Source organism: Segatella salivae F0493, assembly GCF_000477535.1.
Taxonomy (GTDB): Bacteria; Bacteroidota; Bacteroidia; order Bacteroidales; family Bacteroidaceae; genus Prevotella; species Prevotella salivae.
The window spans coordinates 114380-135930 of the sequence record NZ_AWGW01000006.1 but is presented as its reverse complement, the minus strand read 5'-3'; the positions used below and the strand labels follow the sequence as shown (position 1 = coordinate 135930).

Sequence of the window (21551 nt, the reverse complement as noted above, 5' to 3'; positions counted from 1 at the left end):
TACACCAAATATCATGCAAAGATAATGTTTAATTTGCCCACATACAACAGTTTAACTCCCATTAACTATTAAATAAATCTAATCTTTACGGCTCATGATGGGTTAAGAGATATTTTACTATCTTTGCCATGTTTATGAGCACAATAATTTATCCTTCACCAATATTCGGTCCGGTTCACAGCCGACGATTGGGCATTTCGTTAGGCATAAACCTTATGCCTGCTGATGGAAAGATGTGTACTTTCGACTGCATCTATTGTGAATGTGGATTTAACAACCAACACATTCCGAGACAGAAACGGCCTACACGCGAGCAAGTAGCATTGCGTTTAGAAGAGAAACTAAGGGAGATGCACGACCAAAATGAACTTCCCGATGTTCTAACCTTTGCCGGAAATGGCGAACCAACAGGGCATCCCGACTTCAAAGGCATTATTGAAGACACCATCAACTTACGCAATCGGTATTGTCCAAAGGCTAAGATTAGCGTGTTAAGTAATAGCACTTATATCTTCAACGAACGTGTACGCGAGGCATTGATGATGGTGGATAACAACATCTTAAAGGTCGATACAGTCGATATGGACTATATCCGTCTTGTAGATCGCCCATTGAAAGCTTCGTATGATATAGCCAAAATCATTGATGGTTTGAAACTTTTCAATGGCCATGTCATTATTCAAACCATGTTCATGAAAGGGAAAACAGAAGACGGAATCGATGTAGACAACACCCACGAGCACTTTATTGGTCCTTGGCTTGAAGCCATTAAGCAAGTCAATCCCCAAGAAGTCATGATCTATACGATTGACCGCGAGACCCCAGACCACGAGCTATTAAAGGCTACTCCGGCTGAACTCGACGCCATTTGTGACCGCGTTCGCCAGATAGGAATACCCTGCACAGCGTCTTATTAAACAGAGAAAAGAGTGCACTCCTACCCTCTTCAAAAGATGGAATGTGAGTGCATACAAAAGAAAAAACACCAGTTTTCTTTATGCTTTGATTCTTATGGAAGCCTGATAAACAAAGGGAGCATCGTCCATAAGCTTCAAAGCTATTTTTAATATCGGGCAAATGACCTCACTATTTGCCTCACTTCACTGCATGATTTGACGCAAAACACACCATCATTTAATGCAAATTATCGCATGAAATGACGCGAATCATAATGCATTTGTAGTTCAATGCTAAAGTCGTTATACGTTTTATGGCCTAAGGTTGGTGTTAGCCTACCTTAGGTTATGTGTGTAGTGAGGAGGTCAACGCCATAGGTGTTATACGTTTTCTATGCGCAATGCCGTGATAAAAACCCAAAGAATAAAAGGCACTACGCCTACTACATTGTCCAAAGAAAAGTATCTTCGTAAAATAAAAAAGAGGAAATCGCCTTATGGCAACCTCCTCTTCACATATATAAAACATATAGGTATGTTTATATTTTGCTAATAATTCCGAGCTTTGATGCCTTGAGGAATTCAACAACAGCCTGTATTTCGGGGCTATCTGGCACCTGATCAATAATCTGATGTATGGCATCAAACAGACTGGTTTGACCATGAAACACGAGACGATATGCATTAGCTATGTGCCTCTGTACCTTCTCTTCAACGCCATTACTGCCCATAATCATCGTATTAGGTCCCGTGTAAGTAGCAGGCTTTCCGCCTACAATCACATAAGGAGGAACATCTTTTGAGAACGTTGTTCCAGCCTGAATCATGGCCATATTACCAACGCGTGTCTTTGCATTCTCTATGACACTGGAACTGAATATGACGTTATCTCCGATGTGACAATCACCAGCTATCTTCGTACCATAACCCAAAACACAATGGTTTCCCACAATAGTATCATGAGAGATATGGGCTCCTTCCATAAGGAAATTGCCGTTACCGATGACGGTTTTACAGCCAGAATGCGTTGCGCGGTTAATGACTACATTCTCTCGAATGATGTTATCGTCGCCAATGATGAGTTCACTTTGCTCCCCACGGAAGTTGAAATCCTGAGGTATAGCAGCAAGTACCGAGCCCTGATGCACCTTATTGTTATTGCCCATCTTTGTACCATTAAGCACACTTGTGAAGGGAAAGAGCACACAATTGTCGCCAATCACTACGTCGTCTTCAATGTAGACAAACGGAAATATCTTGCAGTTGTCACCAATCTTTGCCTTTGGAGACACTTCTGCTCTTGGACTTATATCACTTGACATAGCTATTAATGTTAAATGTTGAATATTGAATGTGAAATTGCTTTCATGCTGAAAGATTCGTGCAGGATGTGGAGTTGACGTTATGTTTGAATGATAAATCTTGAACAAGCCACTGACATCTGTGGTTGAAATGACAGAAAAATTTCTGCCTTTAACATCAGTCTGTGTAATATGAACTTTGTTCTTATGCCTTCATTCCGTTCATTTCCTCTTTCCACACGATTCATTTCACACTACTTACTGCCTCCTCCTAAAGCACTATAGAGGTTGACTACGGCCTGCATCTTACTGAAATCATCGGCCACTTTAGATAGTTCGGTGTTGAGCAGACTACTTTGTGCGGTGATAACTTCAAGGTAAGTACTACCCGCACTGGCCATCAACTCCTTAGTATCTTCAACGTTTTTCTTCAGTACTTCAATTTGTTTGGCTTGAATTTTTGACTTTTCTTCTGCACTATTATACTGCACAAGAGCGTTACTAACCTCGCTTCCTGCAGTGAGAACTGCGTTCTGCCATGTGTTGAAAGCCTGCTCATATTGTGCCTTAGCCACTTTAAGTCCGGCAACAAGTTTACCATTTTGGAAGATAGGTTGTGTCAAAGAACCTACTGCAGTGAGTAACCATTTACCGGGATTCACTATCCCCAAGCCCCCACTATTAGTGAAAGCGCCACTCGCATTGATATTCAACACTGGGTAAAAGCGGCTGCGTGCGGTCTCCACATTATAGAAACACTGCGCCAAAGCCATTTCAGCTGCGTGGACATCAGCACGATTTTGCAGTAATTGTAGCCCCACTCCGGTAGAGAAATTGGCTGGCAACTGCTGGTCGTCAAGGTTGCCTCGGCTGATAGTTTGTGCCTGCTGACCAACCAAAAGCGAAAGCGCATTCTCGGTTTCTCTTATCTGTCGTTTGATATCGGCTTTCTGTGTGAGCACCGAATAGTAATTAGCCTCAGCGCGTTGTACGGCAGTTGAGCGCACACCTACAATGGCATCCTTTTGCAAAGTCATGATATCCCAAGTGTCTTTTGTAAGCTTTTCCATGTCATTTACAAGTTCCATCTGCTTGTCAAGCATTAGTAATGTATAGTACATGTTAGCGATATTAGCAATCAACTTGGTTTGAACAGAGACCTGATAATCCTTGCTTTGCAACAAAGCGACTTGGGTTGCACGCTTCGAAGAGAGCAATGTTCCAAACAAATCTACGTTCCAACTGGCGTTAATGGGCAAGCTATAAATCTTATTTGCCTTATTCCCGTCCCACGAAGATATGGTTCCTTGTGGCGTGAAAGCAAACGAAGGAAGGAACGAAAGCTTAGCCGCCTGGAGCTGAGCCTCAGCTATTTTCACATTCAAAGCAGCGTTAAGAAGATTAGGATTGTGTGCCAATCCCTTCTCAATCAATGCTTGTAAGTGGCTATCGGTAAACACACTGCGCCATGGAATGTTTGCAAAGCTGGCCGTATCTGTTACTGCCAATGTATCGTTATCAGACGTTACGTCGCGGAAGATGCCGCTGGTCTTGACGTCTGGGCGTTCATATTTGCCGTAAAGGCTTTTGCAACCCGTCAATGAGACGGCTGCAAAGGCCATGAGCAATAAAGTTTTATTTATTTTCATCTTCATCTTGTTGATTAGAGTTTTGAACTGTAACAACGCTGTTAGAATGGGCATATTGCTCAAGTTCCGAAGCGGTTTCTTCGCTCAATTTGTCTTCAAACACTAATGGAGTAAGCTTCTCTTGCAACCATTGGAAAGCCACAAACAATGCCGGAACGACAAAGATCTGGCATAAAGTACCTATTAACATACCACCAACGGCAGCTGCACCGAGGGTCTGGTTGCCATTCTTTCCAACGCCACTTGCAAACATCAATGGCAGGAGTCCAATGACCATAGCCAACGAAGTCATCAAGATTGGACGCAAACGAGCGGCAGCTCCAAGGATGGCGCTATACTTAATGGCCATACCAGTGCGTCGTCTTTCGAGGGCAAATTGTACAATCAAGATTGCATTCTTAGCCAACAGACCGATCAACATGATAAGCGATATCTGCATATAGATATCATTGGAGTGTCCAAAGAGCATCGTAAAGAGGAATGCTCCGGCCAAACCGAACGGGATAGAAAGGATTACTGACAGTGGAAGGATATAGCTTTCATACTGTGCACTCAAGATTAAGTAGACGAAAACCAAGCAGAGTGCGAAGACGATTGCTGTGGTATTGCTACTCTCTGCCTCTGATCTTGTCAGACCAGAATACTCATATCCATAGCCCTGTGGCATCGTATTCTTAGACACTTCGGCTATAGCCTGCATGACTTGTCCTGAAGAATAGTTCGAGTTCGGCGTCACACTGACGTTGATTGCAGTATATAAGTTGAAGCGGGCAATATTAGATGGGCCGTAAACACGCTTCAAAGTACAATACTCTGACACTGGAGACATCTGTCCACTTGCAGTGCGTACATAGATGTTTGATAGCTGATCTGGGCGCAAACGGTCTGTAGGAGCAGCCTGAATCATTACGCGGAAGAGCTTACCATAAGCGTTAAAGTTAGACGCATACATACCACCGAGGTAACCTTGTAATGTAGATAACACCACAGCGGGAGAGATTCCAGCTTGCTTTGTCTTAGCAACGTCGACGTCAACCATATACTGAGGATAGTTCGGATTGTAGGTAGTCATAGCCTGCTTCACCTCAGGTCGTTGGTTCAACTCTTTGAGAAAGTCCTGTGTTACGTTGAAGAACTTGTTCAAATCTCCACCAGTTTTATCCTGAAGCGTTAGGGTAACACCGTTCTGAACGGAGAATCCTGGCACCATAGGTGGGCCAAAAGCCAAGATCTGTGCATCCTTAATAGTAGCTGTTTGCTTATAGATCATGCCCAGAACAGAGTTTGCTTCCAATGGATTTACTATCAAAGCCATCGGATCTCCGTGTGAGATTGCATTCTTGATTCGTGTAAAGAAACCGCCCGAACGCTCTTCAAAAGGTTTCAGTTTGATAATAAACGTAGCCTGATCTGATCCTTGTCCGGCAATAAAGTTATAGCCAGCAATTCCTTCTCTACGTTGAATGGCAGGATTACTTGCCAACATCTTGTCTACCTCTTCAAGGATTTCATGTGTTCGTTCCTGACTCGTTCCCGGATTAGCTGATATCATCACGAACAATGTTCCAGTGTCTTCATCAGGTACAAGACCTGTTTTTGTAACCTTCATTGAAATCACTAAGACGACAATTCCTATAATAACAGCAAGTGAAGTCCATAGCTTATGGTTGATAACTCGAGTGACTCCGTTCTTATATTTCTCTGTAGTCTTATCGAAAACTCGGTTGAAATTGCTATGGAAACGACTCACAAAGTTTTTATTTGTCTCATCTTTCTCCTCATCATGTGGCTTCAAGAAGATTGCACATAGTGCCGGAGAGAGCGTCAACGCATTAATAGCTGAGATGACAATTGATAGTGCCATCGTCACACCGAACTCTCTATAGAACGTTCCCGAGGTACCCCCGAGGAAGGAAACTGGTACGAACACGGCCGCCATTACAAGCGTAATAGAGATAATAGCGCCTGAAATCTCGTTCATAGCATCAATAGATGCCGTCATAGCGCTTTTGTAACCTTGGTCTAATTTGGCGTGAACGGCCTCAACAACCACAATGGCATCGTCCACAACAATAGCGATAGCAAGAAGTAAAGCCGATAAAACGAGCAGGTTAATTGAGAAGCCAAAGACCCAAAGGAAGAAGAAAGTACCTATCAAAGCCACAGGAACGGCAATCATAGGGATTAGTGTTGAGCGAATATCTTGTAGGAAAATATACACCACAATAAACACTAATGCCAACGTAATAAACAACGTCATAATAACTTCTTCGATAGAAGCGAAGAGGAATTCTGTAGTATCTTGCTCAATCGTATACTTCATTCCAGGAGGGAAACTCTTGCTGGCTTCCTCCAAAGCTGACTTCACTGCCTCCGCAATATCCGTAGCATTAGAACCTGCAATCTGGTTAACCATACCCATAACTGCGGGTTGTCCGTTGTTAATCAGCTTCACATTATACATCAATGCACCGAGTTCGACCTTGGCAACATCCTTTAATCGCAATGTCTCTCCAGTCAAAGAACTCTTCAACATGATGTTTTCAAACTCGGTCGTTGACTTCAAACGACCTCGATATCTCAAAGCATACTCATAGGCAACTGACCCATTTTCACCTAATGAACCAGGTGCTGCCTCGATATTTTGTTCGGCTAAAACATTTGTAATATCAGAGGGAACGAGACCATATTGCTTCATTTTGTCAGGCTGAAGCCATATTCTCATGGAATAAGTCTCCATTCCAGGAGTCTGCACATCACCTACACCTTTGATACGTTTCAGCAGAGGAACGATGTTGATATTATTGTAGTTTGTCAGAAACTGGCCATCATATCGACCATCATCTGTCGTCAACGAATACATGATTACATTCGAAGACTGACGCTTAGAGACCGTGACACCGACGCGAGTAACCTCGGCTGGCAACAACGCCTGAGCCTGTTGAACGCGGTTTTGCACATTAACAGCCGCCATATCTGCGTTTGTTCCCTGCTTGAAATATACTGTTATCATCGCCATTCCCGAGTTGGTTGCGATCGAAGACATATAAGTCATGTTCTCAACTCCATTGATACTCTCTTCCAAAGGCGTAACAACAGAGTTCAAAACTGTCTGTGCATCGGCACCAGTATAACTCGTCATCACCGATATTGTAGGGGGGGCGATGTCAGGATACTGCTCAATAGGCAGTGAAACCAGACCGATAGCACCCAACAATACGAGGAAGATTGAGATTACAGTAGATAGTACCGGACGTTTAATAAAACCTGTAAATGTCATACTTTCTATTATTATTTTCCTGTCATTACTTTGACAAAGCCACTCGCTGTGCCTTGTTTGGCACCTAATTTAGCGGCATCATCAATGCTCTTTTGATACTCAGCAAGTGTTACTGGCTTAATTTCCATCTTGTCTGAAAGCTTTGTTAAGCCCTTAACAACAATGCGATCGCCCACCGAAAGACCACTTGTCACGATATAAGTATTCCCATCATTCTGTGGGTTTACCTTGATTTCTGTGTAATAAACCTTATTATCCTTACCTACTTTATATACAAACAATTTGTCTTGTACTGACGAAGTAGCCTCTTGTGGGATAACAATTGCGTGGTTGTTTGTACGAGGAATGATAATCTGTCCTGCGCCACCACTCTTCAATATGCGTTCGGGATTAGCGAAATGTGCTATCAATGAATAAGCACCTGTAGACTGATTGATCACTCCACTCATCTTAACCACCTTACCAGGATGGTTATATAGCGTGCCGTTTACAAGCTGAAGCTTCACTGAAGGAAGTTCTTTTAGCGCGGCAGATACACTTCCTGAGGTCCTCGTCATATTGAGAATGTCGCCCTCAGACATAGAGAAGAACACCTCAACTGTACTGACATCAGAAACTGTTGTCAATGGATCGGGAGAGGAAGCACTAACTAAAGCGCCCGCTTTATAAGGCAAACTACCTACCACACCTGACGTTGGACTAACCACTCTACACCAGCTTAATGTCTCCTTGGCTGACGCTAAAGCTGCCTGCGCTTGAGCCAAAGCAGCTTGTGCTGTGGCATAACTGTTCTGCGCAGTAGATAGTTCATATTGGCCAATTACCTTTTTATCATACAACTTTTTGTTGTTTTCAAAGGTCAAACGCGCCGTATTCAATTGCGCACGTGCAGTGTTTACACTTGCTTGTGCCTGCCGAACGGCTGCCTGATAAGTTTCACTATCTATTGTAAAAAGCAACTGACCAGTCTTCACAGCCTGCCCTTCGTGCACATAAACTCTCGTGATAAAACCAGACACTTTGGGGCGAACCTCAACGTCTTGAATACCTTTTATCGTCGCCGGATAAGTGGACTGAAGCGATGCACTATTGCTTCCTATTGTCTCAACTGGGAATTCATTGTTCCCAAAGTTGGGCATTCCACCACCCCCACTACAGGCTATAAGCGAAACACTTACAGCTGCAACTAACAAAGATTTAATACTTTTCATACCTATATACATGTTTAATGTTTTCTTGATTTCTTCCACTTCTTGATGACTGACATTATCCTTTAATGAGTCGTTCACCCACAACAGCTTAACGAAAACTCAAATTTAACAAATAGTTTTGTAGCTACAAAGGTACAAATTAAAATCAGAAAGTGTCATGAATTGACTTTACTTTTTAACAAAGATTACAGCAAGAAGCACATAAGATACCCATAAAACAAAAGCCGAAAAAGCAAAGATAGCCCTTCATATGCATGTTACATGCGTACAAAAGGCTGTCATTCAACAGACGTCCAAGCCTTCCTTTCCTGCTGACTACGCTCAGCAAACGGATAACATAAACCTGTTTTAATGTTTCTCTGCACGCAGATTCTCTTCCACATACAGCTTGATTGCAGCTGCACAATCGGCATCATTGCCCGCACGTACAGCCCCTATCATCCAGTAAGCATACTTACCCATGCGCATGTTCTTCAGTGCTTCGATGTTTGAACCATATCGAAGTTCGATGTGATAAGTGTCAGCCGGTGTGTCGGGAAGCAACATAAAGTAAGTGAATTCGTCCCGATTGCCATCATCACTCTTATAGAATTCGGCACCGAAGGCCTTGTCTTTCCCAACCAAAGAATAGGTATGCGAGAACACACGTGAACCACTTGCATCGACTCCTGTAATCCTTCTGCCTTTGAAAATCAATTGATCAACACCGTGTTTGAAGCGACAATCAAACTGAAAAGTGCCACTGTAATCCTTGTTGTCATTGGCAAAAGCTCCGAATTTCCTTACAGCTTCACTCCCAATACAGGTGCCATTGCACTTATTTTTCATCTCAGCCACAGCCTCGGAAGCCTTTTCCTTGCCCACATACTTCGCAGCTTCAGCAAGCCAAAGTGAGTCCCATTTCGACGCATTTGCACCGTTATCAGAGAAAAACGCAACATAAGTTCCCTCCACTTTCGCCTGCCTTTGAGTTGGCTTCTTCACCATTTTAGCCTTACCGACAGGACTTCCTGTCATTGCCATAAGACCTGCCATGCACAGCAACACGACACTTAATAAAAAATTCTTTTTCATCTTTAATTGTGGTTTTAGATATGAATTAATCTGTTAAGACTTTACAAATATATGCCTTTTCTACAATCATAACAATACCTAAACCACATGAAATGCAAGCTACCTACAAATGAGTAGGAATGCAAGAAGAATGCAGTAAAGAATATTTGTAATTGTCGTTGTAAAACTCGCGTATTTGAAATGAAAAAGACTTTGACTCGAAATACGCGAGTTTTGCGCCTGTTTTACAACTTCTTATCTATCAAACAATTAGGCAATATGCAACAAAATTCAACACAAAAAAACATGATAAAAGCATGCAAAATGAATGAAATCAACGTATAAAATCAGTCACTTCAGCATGCAATATCAGTCATTCAGCAATGCTATCTGACGCTAATTACCATGCAACATGAGTCAAAATGCAACGTAAGACAACTGAAATTACACTACAACTCATCAGAAAATGATGAGAAAGAACCTTTTTTTTGATTTTCAATTTCTATTTTGCAGAAATGAAACTACATGTTTTTTGGTCAACAAAGTTTACAAAACGAAGAGAAAAGCACATGGAGAAATCAAATAAAATCGCAAAGCGAAAGAGGCTGATTACCCTCCAAGCACACTGAATTCTGCCTTGCAGTGGGACATCATCGAGGCTGAAACCAACTTGCTTTCTACTCTACCAATCCCATGCTTTTGGCTTTATCCATCAGCAGTTTCATCAGAGGTTCGCGCTCGTTTTCAACCTTGTTGTCAAGCACAGCGTCTTTAAGTGTCTGCTTTAACTGGCCTACTTCACGGCAAGGTCCAAGGTGAAACATCTCCATTATCTCGTTACCATCAATGCAAGGTTGCAGTAATCGTTTATAATCTCGCACCTTTAAATCGGCTATTTTCTCACGAACAATGCGGAAGTTATCTAAGAAACGCTGTTTTCGCACTTGGTTTTTGCTTGTAATATCGGCCTCACAAAGCATCATTAAAGCGTCAATATCGTCGCCCGCATCATTCATTAAACGACGCACAGCACTATCAGTCACCTCTTCATCTGCTATGGCAATAGGTCGCATGTGCAGGTCAACCATCTTCTGAACAAACCTCATTTTGTTGTCCATTGGTAGCTTCATACGTCGGAATATGGCTGGAACCATCTTCGCACCCACGTAATTATGGTTGTGAAAAGTCCATCCGTTGAGGTTATCCCAGCGTTTACAACGGGGCTTACCAATGTCATGAAACAATGCCGCCCAACGCAACCAAAGTGACATTTCGTCGTGTTTTCCGCTTTCATCTTGTGCTCGGCAGAGGTTATCGAGCACCTCTAAAGTGTGATAAAAGTTATTTTTGTGGGCACGACCATTGCGTGTTTCTACAACATCTAAGGTCACAAGTTCAGGTATAATGAGTTGAAGCAGTCCACAACGATAAAGATCTATGAAGCCTTTGCTTGGCGTTTTTGTCAACATTATCTTGTTCAACTCGTCGTCAATACGCTCTCCACTGATAATCTTTATGCGCTCGGCATTGCGTTGAAGCGCTTCAAACGTCTCGTCTTCTATAAAGAAATTCAACTGCGTTGCAAAGCGAATGCACCGCAACATGCGCAAAGGATCGTCAGAAAACGTAACATCTGGGTCGAGCGGTGTACGAATAATACCGTCTTCCATGTCGTAAACGCCTTCGAAAGGATCAACCAATTGGCCGAACTTTTCTTTGTTCAGACACACCGCTAAGGCATTAATCGTGAAGTCACGGCGGTTTTGATCGTCCTCAAGTGTACCATCTTCAACATGCGGTTTGCGCGAATCGTGGCTATAACTTTCCTTTCGTGCGCCCACAAACTCAATCTCCATGCCATGAAATTTCACTTGCGCCGTGCCGAAATTACGGAATACTGAGAGATGAGCTCGCTTGCCTAACCGGCTCTTTAGCTCGCTTGCAACTTGTATTCCGCTACCAACGACAACGACATCAATATCATTAGACGGGCGCTCCAGAAACAAATCACGCACGTATCCGCCTACAACATAACACTCAAGTGATAGTTTGTCGGCAGCCTCTGAAATCAAATGGAATATATCTTTATTGAGTAGACGCGCCAAATCAGCGTCAGTTAGATTTCTCATTGTTGCTTAATTTCTCTTAACTTGCTATAAATTGCGTGCAAAGTTACTAAAAATTAGTGCAGAATATGACGTTTTACATAGTTTTTTATAATTTTGCAAACATGAAGAAATATATCTGGTTACTGGCCGTTAGCGCCTCTTTTTGCAGCTGTGCAGAGACACAAGACGAGAAGGCTGCACCTTTAATGGCGCAGATAGAAGCATTATATGATGCAGGAAACTACCGCCAAACACTCGACTCTATCATGTCTTTGAGGAAGGATTTCCCTGAAGCTGTGGAGTCAAGAAAGGCCGCATTGAAGATCTGGCAGAATGCTTCCTTGAAGATGGCACAGGCAGATGTAGCCAAGACTGATTCCACTTTGCAAGCTACTTTACAGGCACTTCATGGCAAAGAAACAAACTTTCGATATAACAAACTGCGTGTAAAGTGCGACTCATTAAAAGCAAGATATGAGGCCATGTGTGGCGTTGTGCGCATGATTCGCTATCGTCAGCAACACCCATAAAGGTCAAGCGAGGCCTTAAAAATTTGGCTGTTTCATTATAAATAAGTACTTTTGCAATCGCAAGGTTTTTGAATTTATGAAACATTCTAACACAGAAGAACAGTTTAAAAACGTCCTAAAGGAGTGCCGAGAGCTATTCAGTAAGAAGCTGCATGACTACGGATCATCATGGCGTATACTACGTCCGTCTTCATTGACTGACCAACTTTTCATCAAAGCTAAACGCATAAGATCTCTTGAAATCAAAAAGAAATCGCTCGTAGGTGAAGGCATTCGTCCTGAGTTTATAGGGCTTATCAACTATGGAATCATTGGACTGATTCAATTAGACCATGGATATGCCGATGCCGTTGACATGACTCCCGAAGAAGCTTTGAGCCTATATGACAAATATGCTGAGGCAGCTTTATCACTGATGCTTAAGAAAAACCACGATTATGACGAGGTTTGGAGAGACATGCGGGTTAGTAGTTATACCGACTTTATCCTCACAAAGCTCGTGAGAATCAAAGAGATTGAAGACATAAAAGGCCAAACTTTAGTGTCAGAAGGCATTGATTCGAACTATATGGACATTATAAACTATGCCGTGTTTGGTGTTATCAAACTGACAAAAGAAGACTAAATACGTTATTATTGTGAGCCAACGATTACTGAAAATGATAGTCAACCTCTGCCGAATCATCGTGGCAGTGACGTTCATCTTCTCGGGTTTTGTGAAAGCAATAGACCCTATTGGTACGCAATATAAGTTGCAAGACTATCTCGGGGCTATCGGAATGGCTGGTATTCTGCCCAATTGGACATTGCTTGCCGTGGCAGTTTTCCTCGCAGCCATAGAGTTTTGTATCGGCATTTTCTTGCTCTTTGCAATTCAACGCCGACTCATTTCGAAGCTGACAGTGGCCTTTATGGCGTTCATGACGATGGTAACCGTGTGGATAGTAGTGGCAGATCCGGTGAAAGACTGCGGCTGTTTTGGCGATGCTTTGCATCTAACAAACACAGAAACACTGATAAAAAACATCGTGCTTTTTGTCTGTTCACTCGCCATTATGTATAGACCTCTGGCGATGTTTCGATTCGTTTCGAAAAGCAATCAGTGGATTGTCACAAACTATACCATTGTATTTATCTTGGTGAGTAGTGGCTTAAGTCTATACTATCTGCCTATCTTTGACTTCCGACCTTACCATATTGGTGTGAACATTCCGCGCGGAATGGAGATTCCTAAAGGTGCAAAGTTGCCGCAATTCAAAACAACTTTCATCATGGAGAAGAACGGACAGCGCAAAGAATTCACGCTCGACAACTATCCAGATGCCTCTTGGAAGTTCATTGATAGCAAGACTGTGCAAACAAGTGAGGGGTATATTCCGCCGATACATGACTTTTCTATCACTGACAATAAAACGGGATTAGACCTCACCAACAGTGTACTTAGCCACAAAGGCTATACATTTCTGCTGATCGCTCCACATTTAGAGACGGCCGATGACAGCAACTTTGGCGACATAGATAGACTCTATGAATATGCTCAAAGCTATGACATTCCGTTCTATTGCCTAACAGCAAGCACGACAAAAGCTATCAAACGATGGATTGATCTAACGGGAGCTGAGTATTCATTTTGCATCACAGATGAAGCTGTTTTGAAGACAATCATCCGCAGTAATCCTGGACTTTTGTTACTAAAAGACGGCACAATCATCAACAAATGGAGCCATAACAACCTCCCCAATGAAGCCAAACTATCGCGTCCTATCAGCCAATCAAGCTTGGGAAAGATGCCAAAAGACAGCGTGCCGGCTAAGATATTAGAAATCGTTTTGTGGTTCATTCTCCCCCTAACGCTACTCACTTTAGCCGATCGTTTGTGGGCATGGAGCAAGTGGGTGAGACTAAAAGAGCAGAAAGATAAACAGAAATTATATCATCTATTCAATAAAAAGAAAAGTAAAATGAGAAAGAAAATCGTAGCAGGTAACTGGAAAATGAACCTCAACCTGCAAGAAGGTGTTGCACTCGCAAAGGAGATTAACGAGGCAATGACAGCTGAAAAGCCAAACTGTGACGTAGTAATCTGCACCCCATTTATCCACTTAGCAAGTGTTGCTAAGGAGCTAAATGCAAGCTTAGTAGGCCTTGGTGCTGAGAACTGTGCAGACAAAGAGAAGGGTGCTTACACTGGAGAGGTGTCAGCAGAGATGGTTAAGAGCACTGGCGCTCAATACGTAATACTCGGTCATTCAGAGCGTCGTCAGTACTATGGAGAGACAGCTGAGATCCTAAAAGAAAAGGTTTTGTTGGCTTTAAAGAATGGTTTGAAGGTAATCTTCTGCTGTGGTGAGACCCTCGAAGAGCGCGAATCAAACCGTCAGAACGCTGTTGTTAAGGCAGAACTTGAAGGTAGTGTGTTCAATCTTTCAGCTGAAGAATGGAAGAATATCATACTTGCTTATGAGCCAATCTGGGCCATTGGAACAGGTAAAACCGCTACATCTGACCAGGCAGAAGAGATGCTTTGCTACATCCGTTCTATCGTTGCAGAGAAATATGGCAAGGAAGTTGCAGAAGAAACTTCTATTCTTTATGGTGGAAGCTGCAAGGCTTCAAACGCTCCTGAGCTATTCTCTAAACCAAACATTGATGGTGGTTTGATTGGCGGTGCATCTTTGAAGGCTGCTGATTTCAAAGGAATCATCGACGCTTGGAAAAAGTAATATCACATAATTAATATTGGGAAACAGGACAACGAGTTTCATCTTATTGTCCTGATTTCCCCATATTGTAATCAATTCAATAGGAAATGAAGAAGTTCGCTTGGCTTTTTAGTGTTATTATTTGCATGGCAATTCCATCTCATGCACAAACTTTCCTCGACCATTTGAAAAGGAATTCGGCCGGAAAAGGAGCCGTAACCATCACTCAAAGCAAAGAAATTGACGAACTCGTCAACGGCAGTAAACAGACAAAGCCACAAGTTACGAACGAACAAAAGAAAGAAGTTGTAAAGCCAACAGCTACAACGAACAAGACCGAACCTACCAAGAAAGAGACAAAAACGAATCAACGCGCCGTCACAGGTGACTCTGCCAAGCAGACAGAAAGCAAGAAAGAACAAACCATAAAGCCTGTAGAGCAACGGGAAAAAATAACGCATCAGCGGACAGAATCCAACAATCAACAGCAAGAAGAGGATGAGATTACGATTCCAACTGTTGACATGCGGAGGAAAGTTATGCGTGGAAGCCGCAAGGTAACTGGCTATCGTGTGCAAGCATTTTCAGGCGGAAACTCACGCATCGACAGGCAGAAAGCCGAACAAGCTTGCGCTGCTATCAAGATGAAATATCCCGATCAACCCATCTATGTGCATTTCTACTCACCGCGATGGGTATGCCGTGTGGGCAACTATCGAAGCTTTGAAGAAGCCAGCGACATGCTGCGCAAGGTGAAAGCCTTAGGCTATCGTCAAGCATGTATCGTCAAAGGGAAGATTACTGTGCAAGATTAAGTCTCACCAAGTGCTGTTTATCGCACGACACTTTGAGACAAACGAAATATCAATGACTATGAATCCAGAAACTGAATTCCGCGAAGGTCTCGACGATCTCGCCACACATTATAAAAGTATACTCACGCTTTTAGGAGAAGACGCCTATCGCGAAGGCTTGGAAAAGACCCCGATGCGCGTGGCGAAAGCTATGCAGATACTGACAAGAGGATACAGCCAAGACCCTCATAAGGTGTTGACCGATGCCCTTTTCAAGGAAGATTACAACCAAATGGTTATCGTTAAAGACATCGATGTGTTCTCTCTTTGCGAACACCACATGTTGCCTTTCTACGGCAAATGCCATGTAGCATACATCCCCAACGGCTACATCACGGGATTAAGTAAGGTTGCACGCGTCGTAGATATCTTCAGTCATCGTCTTCAAGTGCAAGAAAGACTGACCCAACAGATTAAAGACTGCATCCAAGAAACCCTCAATCCACAAGGTGTTATGGTGGTCATTGAAGCCAAACATATGTGTATGCAGATGAGAGGTGTAGAGAAACAAAACTCCATAACGACAACAAGCGACTTCAGTGGAGTATTCAATGACCTCAACACACGACAGGAATTTATGAGCCTATTGCGTGGAGAATCAAAACGAATTTAAGGGTATCACCCCACAATATACCTTTTTAAAAATAACCTTTCAATTTATTCAACATCAAAGAAAGAAACAGATTATATGAAAAACTTACGTAATTTCTTTGGCTATATGCTTTGTTTGGCTATAGCTTTAACGGCACTCTCATCATGTTTGAATGGCGATGATGAGAAAGAACTGACACTAACTGACGCAGATGTAAGAACAATCTTCGAGACGGGTCAAGGCACTTATGAAGGCAAAATCTATACGGTTACAGAGAATAATGCCGGTACTTTCCTTACCAAAGACTCTGTAAGAAATGTTCAACTAACCATCAATGCCGACTCAACCATACGCGTTAGCGGCATCCCCGACAGCCTTTATGCATCGCTGCTTGATTCATATCATGCACAAAGTAAAGCCGTAAGTGAGGAGTTGGCAAAACAAACCACCGTACAACCCGTTAGGAGTAGGATTGGAGCACTTAGCTATTATGACCGCGATAAGACTATATATTCCTATCAAACACTGATATATCAGACGACATTTACAGTCACTTTAAACGGTCAAGCGCAGCAAGTTGTCTTCAAGAATAGCATGTTTGCACTCTACAATACACGTAACCGCGCACTACAAGTAGCTATGAAACCCGCTGAGATTAAAGCCGAAAAAGAATATCTTAGACCATCAAGAAACTACTTCATCTTTGTCTCAACAGCTAAACATTAAATACAAAATGAAATTCATTTCATGGAATGTTAACGGCCTACGGGCCTGCGTTGGTAAGGACTTCTCACAATCATTTGAGTCCTTAAATGCCGATTTTTTCTGTCTGCAAGAAACCAAAATGCAAGCCGGACAGCTTGAACTTCAGTTCCCAGGATATACATCTTACTGGAACTATGCAGAGAAAAAAGGATATAGTGGCACTGCAATCTATACACGAAAAGAGCCACTCGCCGTTACCTATGGCATCGGAATAGACGAACACGACCATGAAGGCCGCGTCATAACTCTTGAATATGACAAGTTCTTTCTCGTCACTGTATATACTCCTAACTCCCAAGAAGAACTGCGACGACTTGATTATCGCATGACATGGGAAGACGCTTTTCAGGCTTATTTGCATCAACTCGATGCGAAAAAACCCGTGATTGTCTGCGGAGATATGAACGTTGCACACCAGGAAATAGACTTAAAGAATCCCAAAACCAACCGACGTAGTGCAGGCTTTACTGACGAAGAACGAAGCAAAATGACGCAACTGCTGAGCAATGGCTTTACAGATACGTTCAGAACGCTACACCCCGAACAGATCACTTACAGCTATTGGAGCTACCGATTCCGTGCACGTGAGAAGAACGCTGGCTGGAGAATCGACTACTTTTTGATTTCCGACAGACTCAAACCTCAATTAAAAGGCGCGTCTATTCACACCGAAATCTATGGCAGCGACCATTGTCCGGTAGAGTTAGATATAGACATTTAAAACAGAAATTGAATGATATCATCCCTTATCGCCTCAACAATCATTATATTGTTGGGGCGATTTTGTTATATGAATTACCTGTGAATCCGTTCCGAAAAACCTTAATGATGCGCCTCAATACCCTTGCAACAACAAATATGTTAAATCTAATCATTAAACTTTACAAGTCCAACTAAATTACGAACACTATTCAAAGGTTCTGTCAACAAGAACTAAAAATAGACGATTTTCAATGCTTTTATAAGACACTAACTATCAAAGGCTTGCAATATTCATAACAAAACAGAAGGTAAAATAACGATAATTTTACGTGCAAAACAAGGCAGATTGCAAGGCAATCTAAGCCATTTCAGGCGATAAAAAGCATCATTTGAGTGTGTCATTCCAGTCAAATAACAACACATATTGCCAAGAAACATGGTTAAAGAAGGATGAAACGATGATGAATTTCCATGATTTAGACCATATTCTTCCTATTTCATCCTCACTTGAAGTGTTAAAAAACGGATAATAAAACTTACAAAATAAACATTAAAAAGAAGCTTTGTTACGAAATAAAAAACGAGGCTTTAAGCCAAAGAATTATGCCAACGAAGCCATCACTGCTGAGTGATTTTACATATTATCCCAATCCATTCCACCATAAACTCCCCAACATTCCAACACAAACAAATATAGACTGTCGTGTTTTTCCTTGAGAAAAAAGAGATACAAAAATTGGGATTATCATTTCTTTTTCGTTACTTTGTAATCTAAACACATAAAAAAGAACAATGATGGGAAAAGGAAAAAAGGGCGGAAAGCGCATGTCCAAGAAGCAACTTAGTGAGCGTTTGCAAGACTTCTTCGCATCCCAGCCCGGCAAAACACTAAGCTTTAAGGAGATATTCCGAGCCCTGAAATTAGATACTCACCCTCTGAAGATGTTGGCCATCGACATCATGGAGGAGATGACTTGGGATGATTTTCTCACCCGAGTGACGGAAAGTTCATACAAACTCAACACGAAAGGTCAGGTGCAGGAGGGCACATTCATTCGCAAGTCGAATGGAAAGAACTCGTTCTTACCCGATGATGGCGGCACGCCTATCTTCGTTTCAGAGCGCAATTCGATGTGGGCAACCAATGGAGATCGCGTCAAAGTGAGCTTCATGGCACGTCGAAAGAAGCACATAAAAGAGGCACAAGTCATAGAGATTCTACAACGAAGTAAGGACCAATTTGTAGGGCGTTTGCGCGTGGATCGCAACATGGCATATCTCATTACGCCTGAAAACACGTTCGTACATGACATTATCATCCCGAAGAGAAAACTCAAAGGAGGGAAAGATAACGATAAAGCCATTGTCAAAATCATGCAGTGGCCCGACGCCGAACATAAGAATTTGATTGGCGAAGTGGTTGATGTGTTGGGACAAACTGGTGACAATGACGTTGAGATGAACACCATCTTGGCACAATATGGCCTACCTTATGTCTATCCAAAAGCCGTAGAAGAGGCTGCCGAGAAAATCTCTGGAGAAATCACAAAGCAGGATGAAGCAGAGCGAGAAGACTTTCGTGAGGTTTTCACTTGTACGATTGACCCCCGTGATGCAAAAGACTTTGACGACGCACTCTCTATCAAACAGCTTGACAACGGGCAGTGGCAAGTGGGTGTGCACATTGCAGATGTGAGCCATTATGTAACAGAAGGCAGTATCATTGACAAGGAAGCAGTAAAGAGAGCCACAAGTGTTTATCTCGTAGATCGAACCATTCCAATGCTTCCCGAGCGTCTATGTAACTATATATGTTCCCTCCGTCCCGATGAAGATAAGCTTGCTTATAGTGTTATTTTCAATTTAGATGATGAGGCAAATGTAAAAGATTACCGCATCGTTCATACGATTATCCGCAGTAACCGGCGTTATGCCTACGAGGAAGTGCAGGAGATTCTTGAAGCCAATGGCGTCATTGATGGAACTGGAGAGCCTGCACCAAAGGCACCGAAAGGTGGATATAAGGGTGAGAATGCCGACAAATTGGTCACCTTAGACCGTCTTGCCAAGCTGTTACGTGCCAAGCGTTTCAAGGCAGGAGCAGTGAAGTTTGACCGCGAGGAGTTGCATTTCGACATTGATGAGCATGGAAAACCCATACGATGTTACTTTAAACGTTCCCGCGATGCTAACAAACTTATTGAGGAATTCATGCTCTTGGCCAACCGAACTGTGGCAGAAAGCATCGGAAAAATAAAGAAAGGACGCAAAGCAAAGACGCTACCCTACCGCATACATGATAATCCTGACCCGCAAAAGATGGAGACTTTGCGCCAGTTTATCGTCAAGTTTGGTTATAAAGTGAAGACCGATGGCACGAAAGGAGCTATGGCTCGCAGCCTCAACAAACTCATGGATGACTGCGATGGAAGGCCCGAGGCAAAGATGATTCAGTCTGTTGCCTTGCGCGCTATGATGAAAGCGAAGTATAGTGTGCATAACATTGGCCACTTTGGACTGGCATTTGACTACTACACTCACTTCACAAGTCCAATCCGTCGCTATCCCGATACGATGGTACATCGCTTACTTACCCGCTATGCTAATGGCGGACGGAGTGCTAACGAAAAGCATTATGAGGAACTATGTGAGCATTGTTCGGAGATGGAACTCGTGGCTCAGAATGCCGAACGCGATTCAATCAAGTACAAGATGGTTGAATTTATGGCTGAGAAATTAGGCGAAACATACGATGCCCACATTAGCGGTATCACGAGTTATGGCATATATGCCGAGATAGATGAAAACCATTGTGAAGGTATGATCCCTATGCGCGACTTGGGAGATGACTATTATGACTTTGACGAACGAAACTTCTGTCTCATCGGAAGGCGTCATCATCATAAGTATCAACTTGGAGATGCCATCCGAATTCAAGTCGCAAAAGCCAATCTTGAGAAGAAACAACTCGACTTTACTGTGGCAGAATAGTCGGTAAAGCCATACAAAGAAGGCGCTTTCTCCATGACTTAAATCTAAGAGAAAGCGCTTTTTCAATGAATAATCCCATAGGAATGTAGAATAAAAAGCGTTCATTACACCCAGCAATTTGCCTAAACAGGGAGGGTGATTTCTTTGAAATCGGCGATAAATTAGAAATAACTCACTCAAAAATTTGACACATTACCAACAAACAACTAACTTTGCCGAAAGTACTAATTGTATGAAACTGAAAATCCATTTCAATCATCGTGAAGAACTATGGAACTCATGGAGTCATGCCGGAGGAATCATCTTGGGCATTGTTTTCGGTGTAATCTTTCTTATATGGTGCTTTCGTGAGCACAATGGTTGGGCCACAGCAGGAGTCATTCTCTATCTCTTTGGCATGCTATGTTCATATATTGCCTCCACGATTTATCACGCATTGTCGGCTTGGAGCAAGTGGAAAGAGCGACTAAGGAAATGGGATCATGCCGCTATCTATTGGCATATAGCCGGCAGTTACTCCCCCATCACACTCATTGCACTGCGAGATCAAGGCTACTGGGGATTCACTTTGTTTTGCTTTATATGGGCATGTGCCATAGTGGGGACTATCATTAGTTTCATCAATCTCAAGGACCATAGCAACTTAGAAACCATTGCTTTTGTCGGCATGGGACTAAGTGTGTTAGTTGCTTTCAAACCACTTACGAGCTCACTCACTACAAATGCGCTCATGTGGATTATCGGAGAAGGAGCTTGTTACATAACAGGTGCCGTCTTCTATAGCGTCAACAAACGTAAGTATATGCATACCGTCTTCCACTTCTTTGTGCTTGCTGGTAGCGTTTGTCACATCATTGCGGTGTGGAATATACTACTGAAATACATATAAAAACAAAAAGAATAAAACACATTACCAA

16 protein-coding genes are annotated in these 21551 nt (G+C 42.6%); 10 read left to right on the top strand and 6 right to left on the bottom strand.

What is annotated here, in order from left to right:
* The first annotated feature begins 134 nt into the window (after positions 1-134).
* Positions 135-917, top strand: coding sequence for a radical SAM protein (locus tag HMPREF9145_RS01460; RefSeq protein WP_036906274.1), 783 nt, complete (start codon positions 135-137; stop codon positions 915-917).
* A 518-nt stretch (positions 918-1435) separates the two neighbouring features.
* Here HMPREF9145_RS01460 and lpxA read toward each other — a convergent pair.
* The 6 genes from lpxA to HMPREF9145_RS01430 form a co-directional block, all read right to left on the bottom strand.
* A complete protein-coding gene (gene lpxA, locus HMPREF9145_RS01455) occupies positions 1436-2218 on the bottom strand; it encodes an acyl-ACP--UDP-N-acetylglucosamine O-acyltransferase (RefSeq protein ID WP_021824742.1) in 783 nt (260 codons plus the stop codon).
* 233 nt (positions 2219-2451) lie between these two features.
* Positions 2452-3852, bottom strand: a complete 1401-nt coding sequence (locus tag HMPREF9145_RS01450) for an efflux transporter outer membrane subunit (RefSeq protein WP_036906181.1) — start codon at positions 3850-3852, stop codon at positions 2452-2454.
* A complete protein-coding gene (locus HMPREF9145_RS01445) occupies positions 3833-7126 on the bottom strand; it encodes an efflux RND transporter permease subunit (protein WP_021824637.1) in 3294 nt (1097 codons plus the stop codon). Before HMPREF9145_RS01445 ends, HMPREF9145_RS01450 begins: the two co-directional genes overlap by 20 nt.
* A gap of 11 nt (positions 7127-7137) precedes the next feature.
* On the bottom strand, positions 7138-8337 hold the full coding sequence (locus HMPREF9145_RS01440) for an efflux RND transporter periplasmic adaptor subunit (RefSeq protein WP_036906272.1): 1200 nt from the start codon (positions 8335-8337) through the stop codon (positions 7138-7140).
* A 348-nt stretch (positions 8338-8685) separates the two neighbouring features.
* Complete coding sequence (locus HMPREF9145_RS01435) at positions 8686-9411, bottom strand: hypothetical protein (protein ID WP_021824543.1); 726 nt, start codon at positions 9409-9411, stop codon at positions 8686-8688.
* Positions 9412-10067: 656 nt separating this feature from the next.
* Positions 10068-11519, bottom strand: coding sequence for a CCA tRNA nucleotidyltransferase (locus HMPREF9145_RS01430; protein ID WP_021824588.1), 1452 nt, complete (start codon positions 11517-11519; stop codon positions 10068-10070).
* A 101-nt stretch (positions 11520-11620) separates the two neighbouring features.
* On the opposite strand from HMPREF9145_RS01430, the gene HMPREF9145_RS01425 reads away from it, so the two are divergent.
* The 9 genes from HMPREF9145_RS01425 (at position 11621) to trhA (ending at position 21523) form a co-directional block, all read left to right on the top strand.
* A complete protein-coding gene (locus tag HMPREF9145_RS01425) occupies positions 11621-12028 on the top strand; it encodes a hypothetical protein (RefSeq protein ID WP_021824653.1) in 408 nt (135 codons plus the stop codon).
* 76 nt (positions 12029-12104) lie between these two features.
* Positions 12105-12653 carry a DUF1599 domain-containing protein gene (locus HMPREF9145_RS01420; RefSeq protein WP_007134517.1) on the top strand — a complete coding sequence of 183 codons (549 nt, stop codon included), beginning with the start codon at positions 12105-12107 and terminating at the stop codon, positions 12651-12653.
* 34 nt (positions 12654-12687) lie between these two features.
* A complete protein-coding gene (locus HMPREF9145_RS01415; protein ID WP_021824597.1) occupies positions 12688-14751 on the top strand; it encodes a BT_3928 family protein in 2064 nt (687 codons plus the stop codon).
* Positions 14752-14837: 86 nt separating this feature from the next.
* Positions 14838-15545: an SPOR domain-containing protein gene (locus HMPREF9145_RS01410; RefSeq protein ID WP_021824734.1), complete on the top strand. Its 708-nt coding sequence runs from the start codon at positions 14838-14840 to the stop codon at positions 15543-15545.
* Positions 15546-15603: 58 nt separating this feature from the next.
* Positions 15604-16197 carry a GTP cyclohydrolase I FolE gene (folE, locus tag HMPREF9145_RS01405; protein ID WP_007134520.1) on the top strand — a complete coding sequence of 198 codons (594 nt, stop codon included), beginning with the start codon at positions 15604-15606 and terminating at the stop codon, positions 16195-16197.
* A gap of 75 nt (positions 16198-16272) precedes the next feature.
* Positions 16273-16902, top strand: coding sequence for a DUF4840 domain-containing protein (locus HMPREF9145_RS01400; RefSeq protein WP_021824564.1), 630 nt, complete (start codon positions 16273-16275; stop codon positions 16900-16902).
* Positions 16903-16909: 7 nt separating this feature from the next.
* Positions 16910-17662, top strand: a complete 753-nt coding sequence (locus HMPREF9145_RS01395; RefSeq protein WP_021824526.1) for an exodeoxyribonuclease III — start codon at positions 16910-16912, stop codon at positions 17660-17662.
* A gap of 776 nt (positions 17663-18438) precedes the next feature.
* Positions 18439-20634, top strand: a complete 2196-nt coding sequence (gene rnr / locus HMPREF9145_RS01390) for a ribonuclease R (protein WP_021824582.1) — start codon at positions 18439-18441, stop codon at positions 20632-20634.
* 232 nt (positions 20635-20866) lie between these two features.
* Positions 20867-21523 carry a PAQR family membrane homeostasis protein TrhA gene (gene trhA, locus HMPREF9145_RS01385; protein WP_036906179.1) on the top strand — a complete coding sequence of 219 codons (657 nt, stop codon included), beginning with the start codon at positions 20867-20869 and terminating at the stop codon, positions 21521-21523.
* Positions 21524-21551 lie beyond the last annotated feature (28 nt).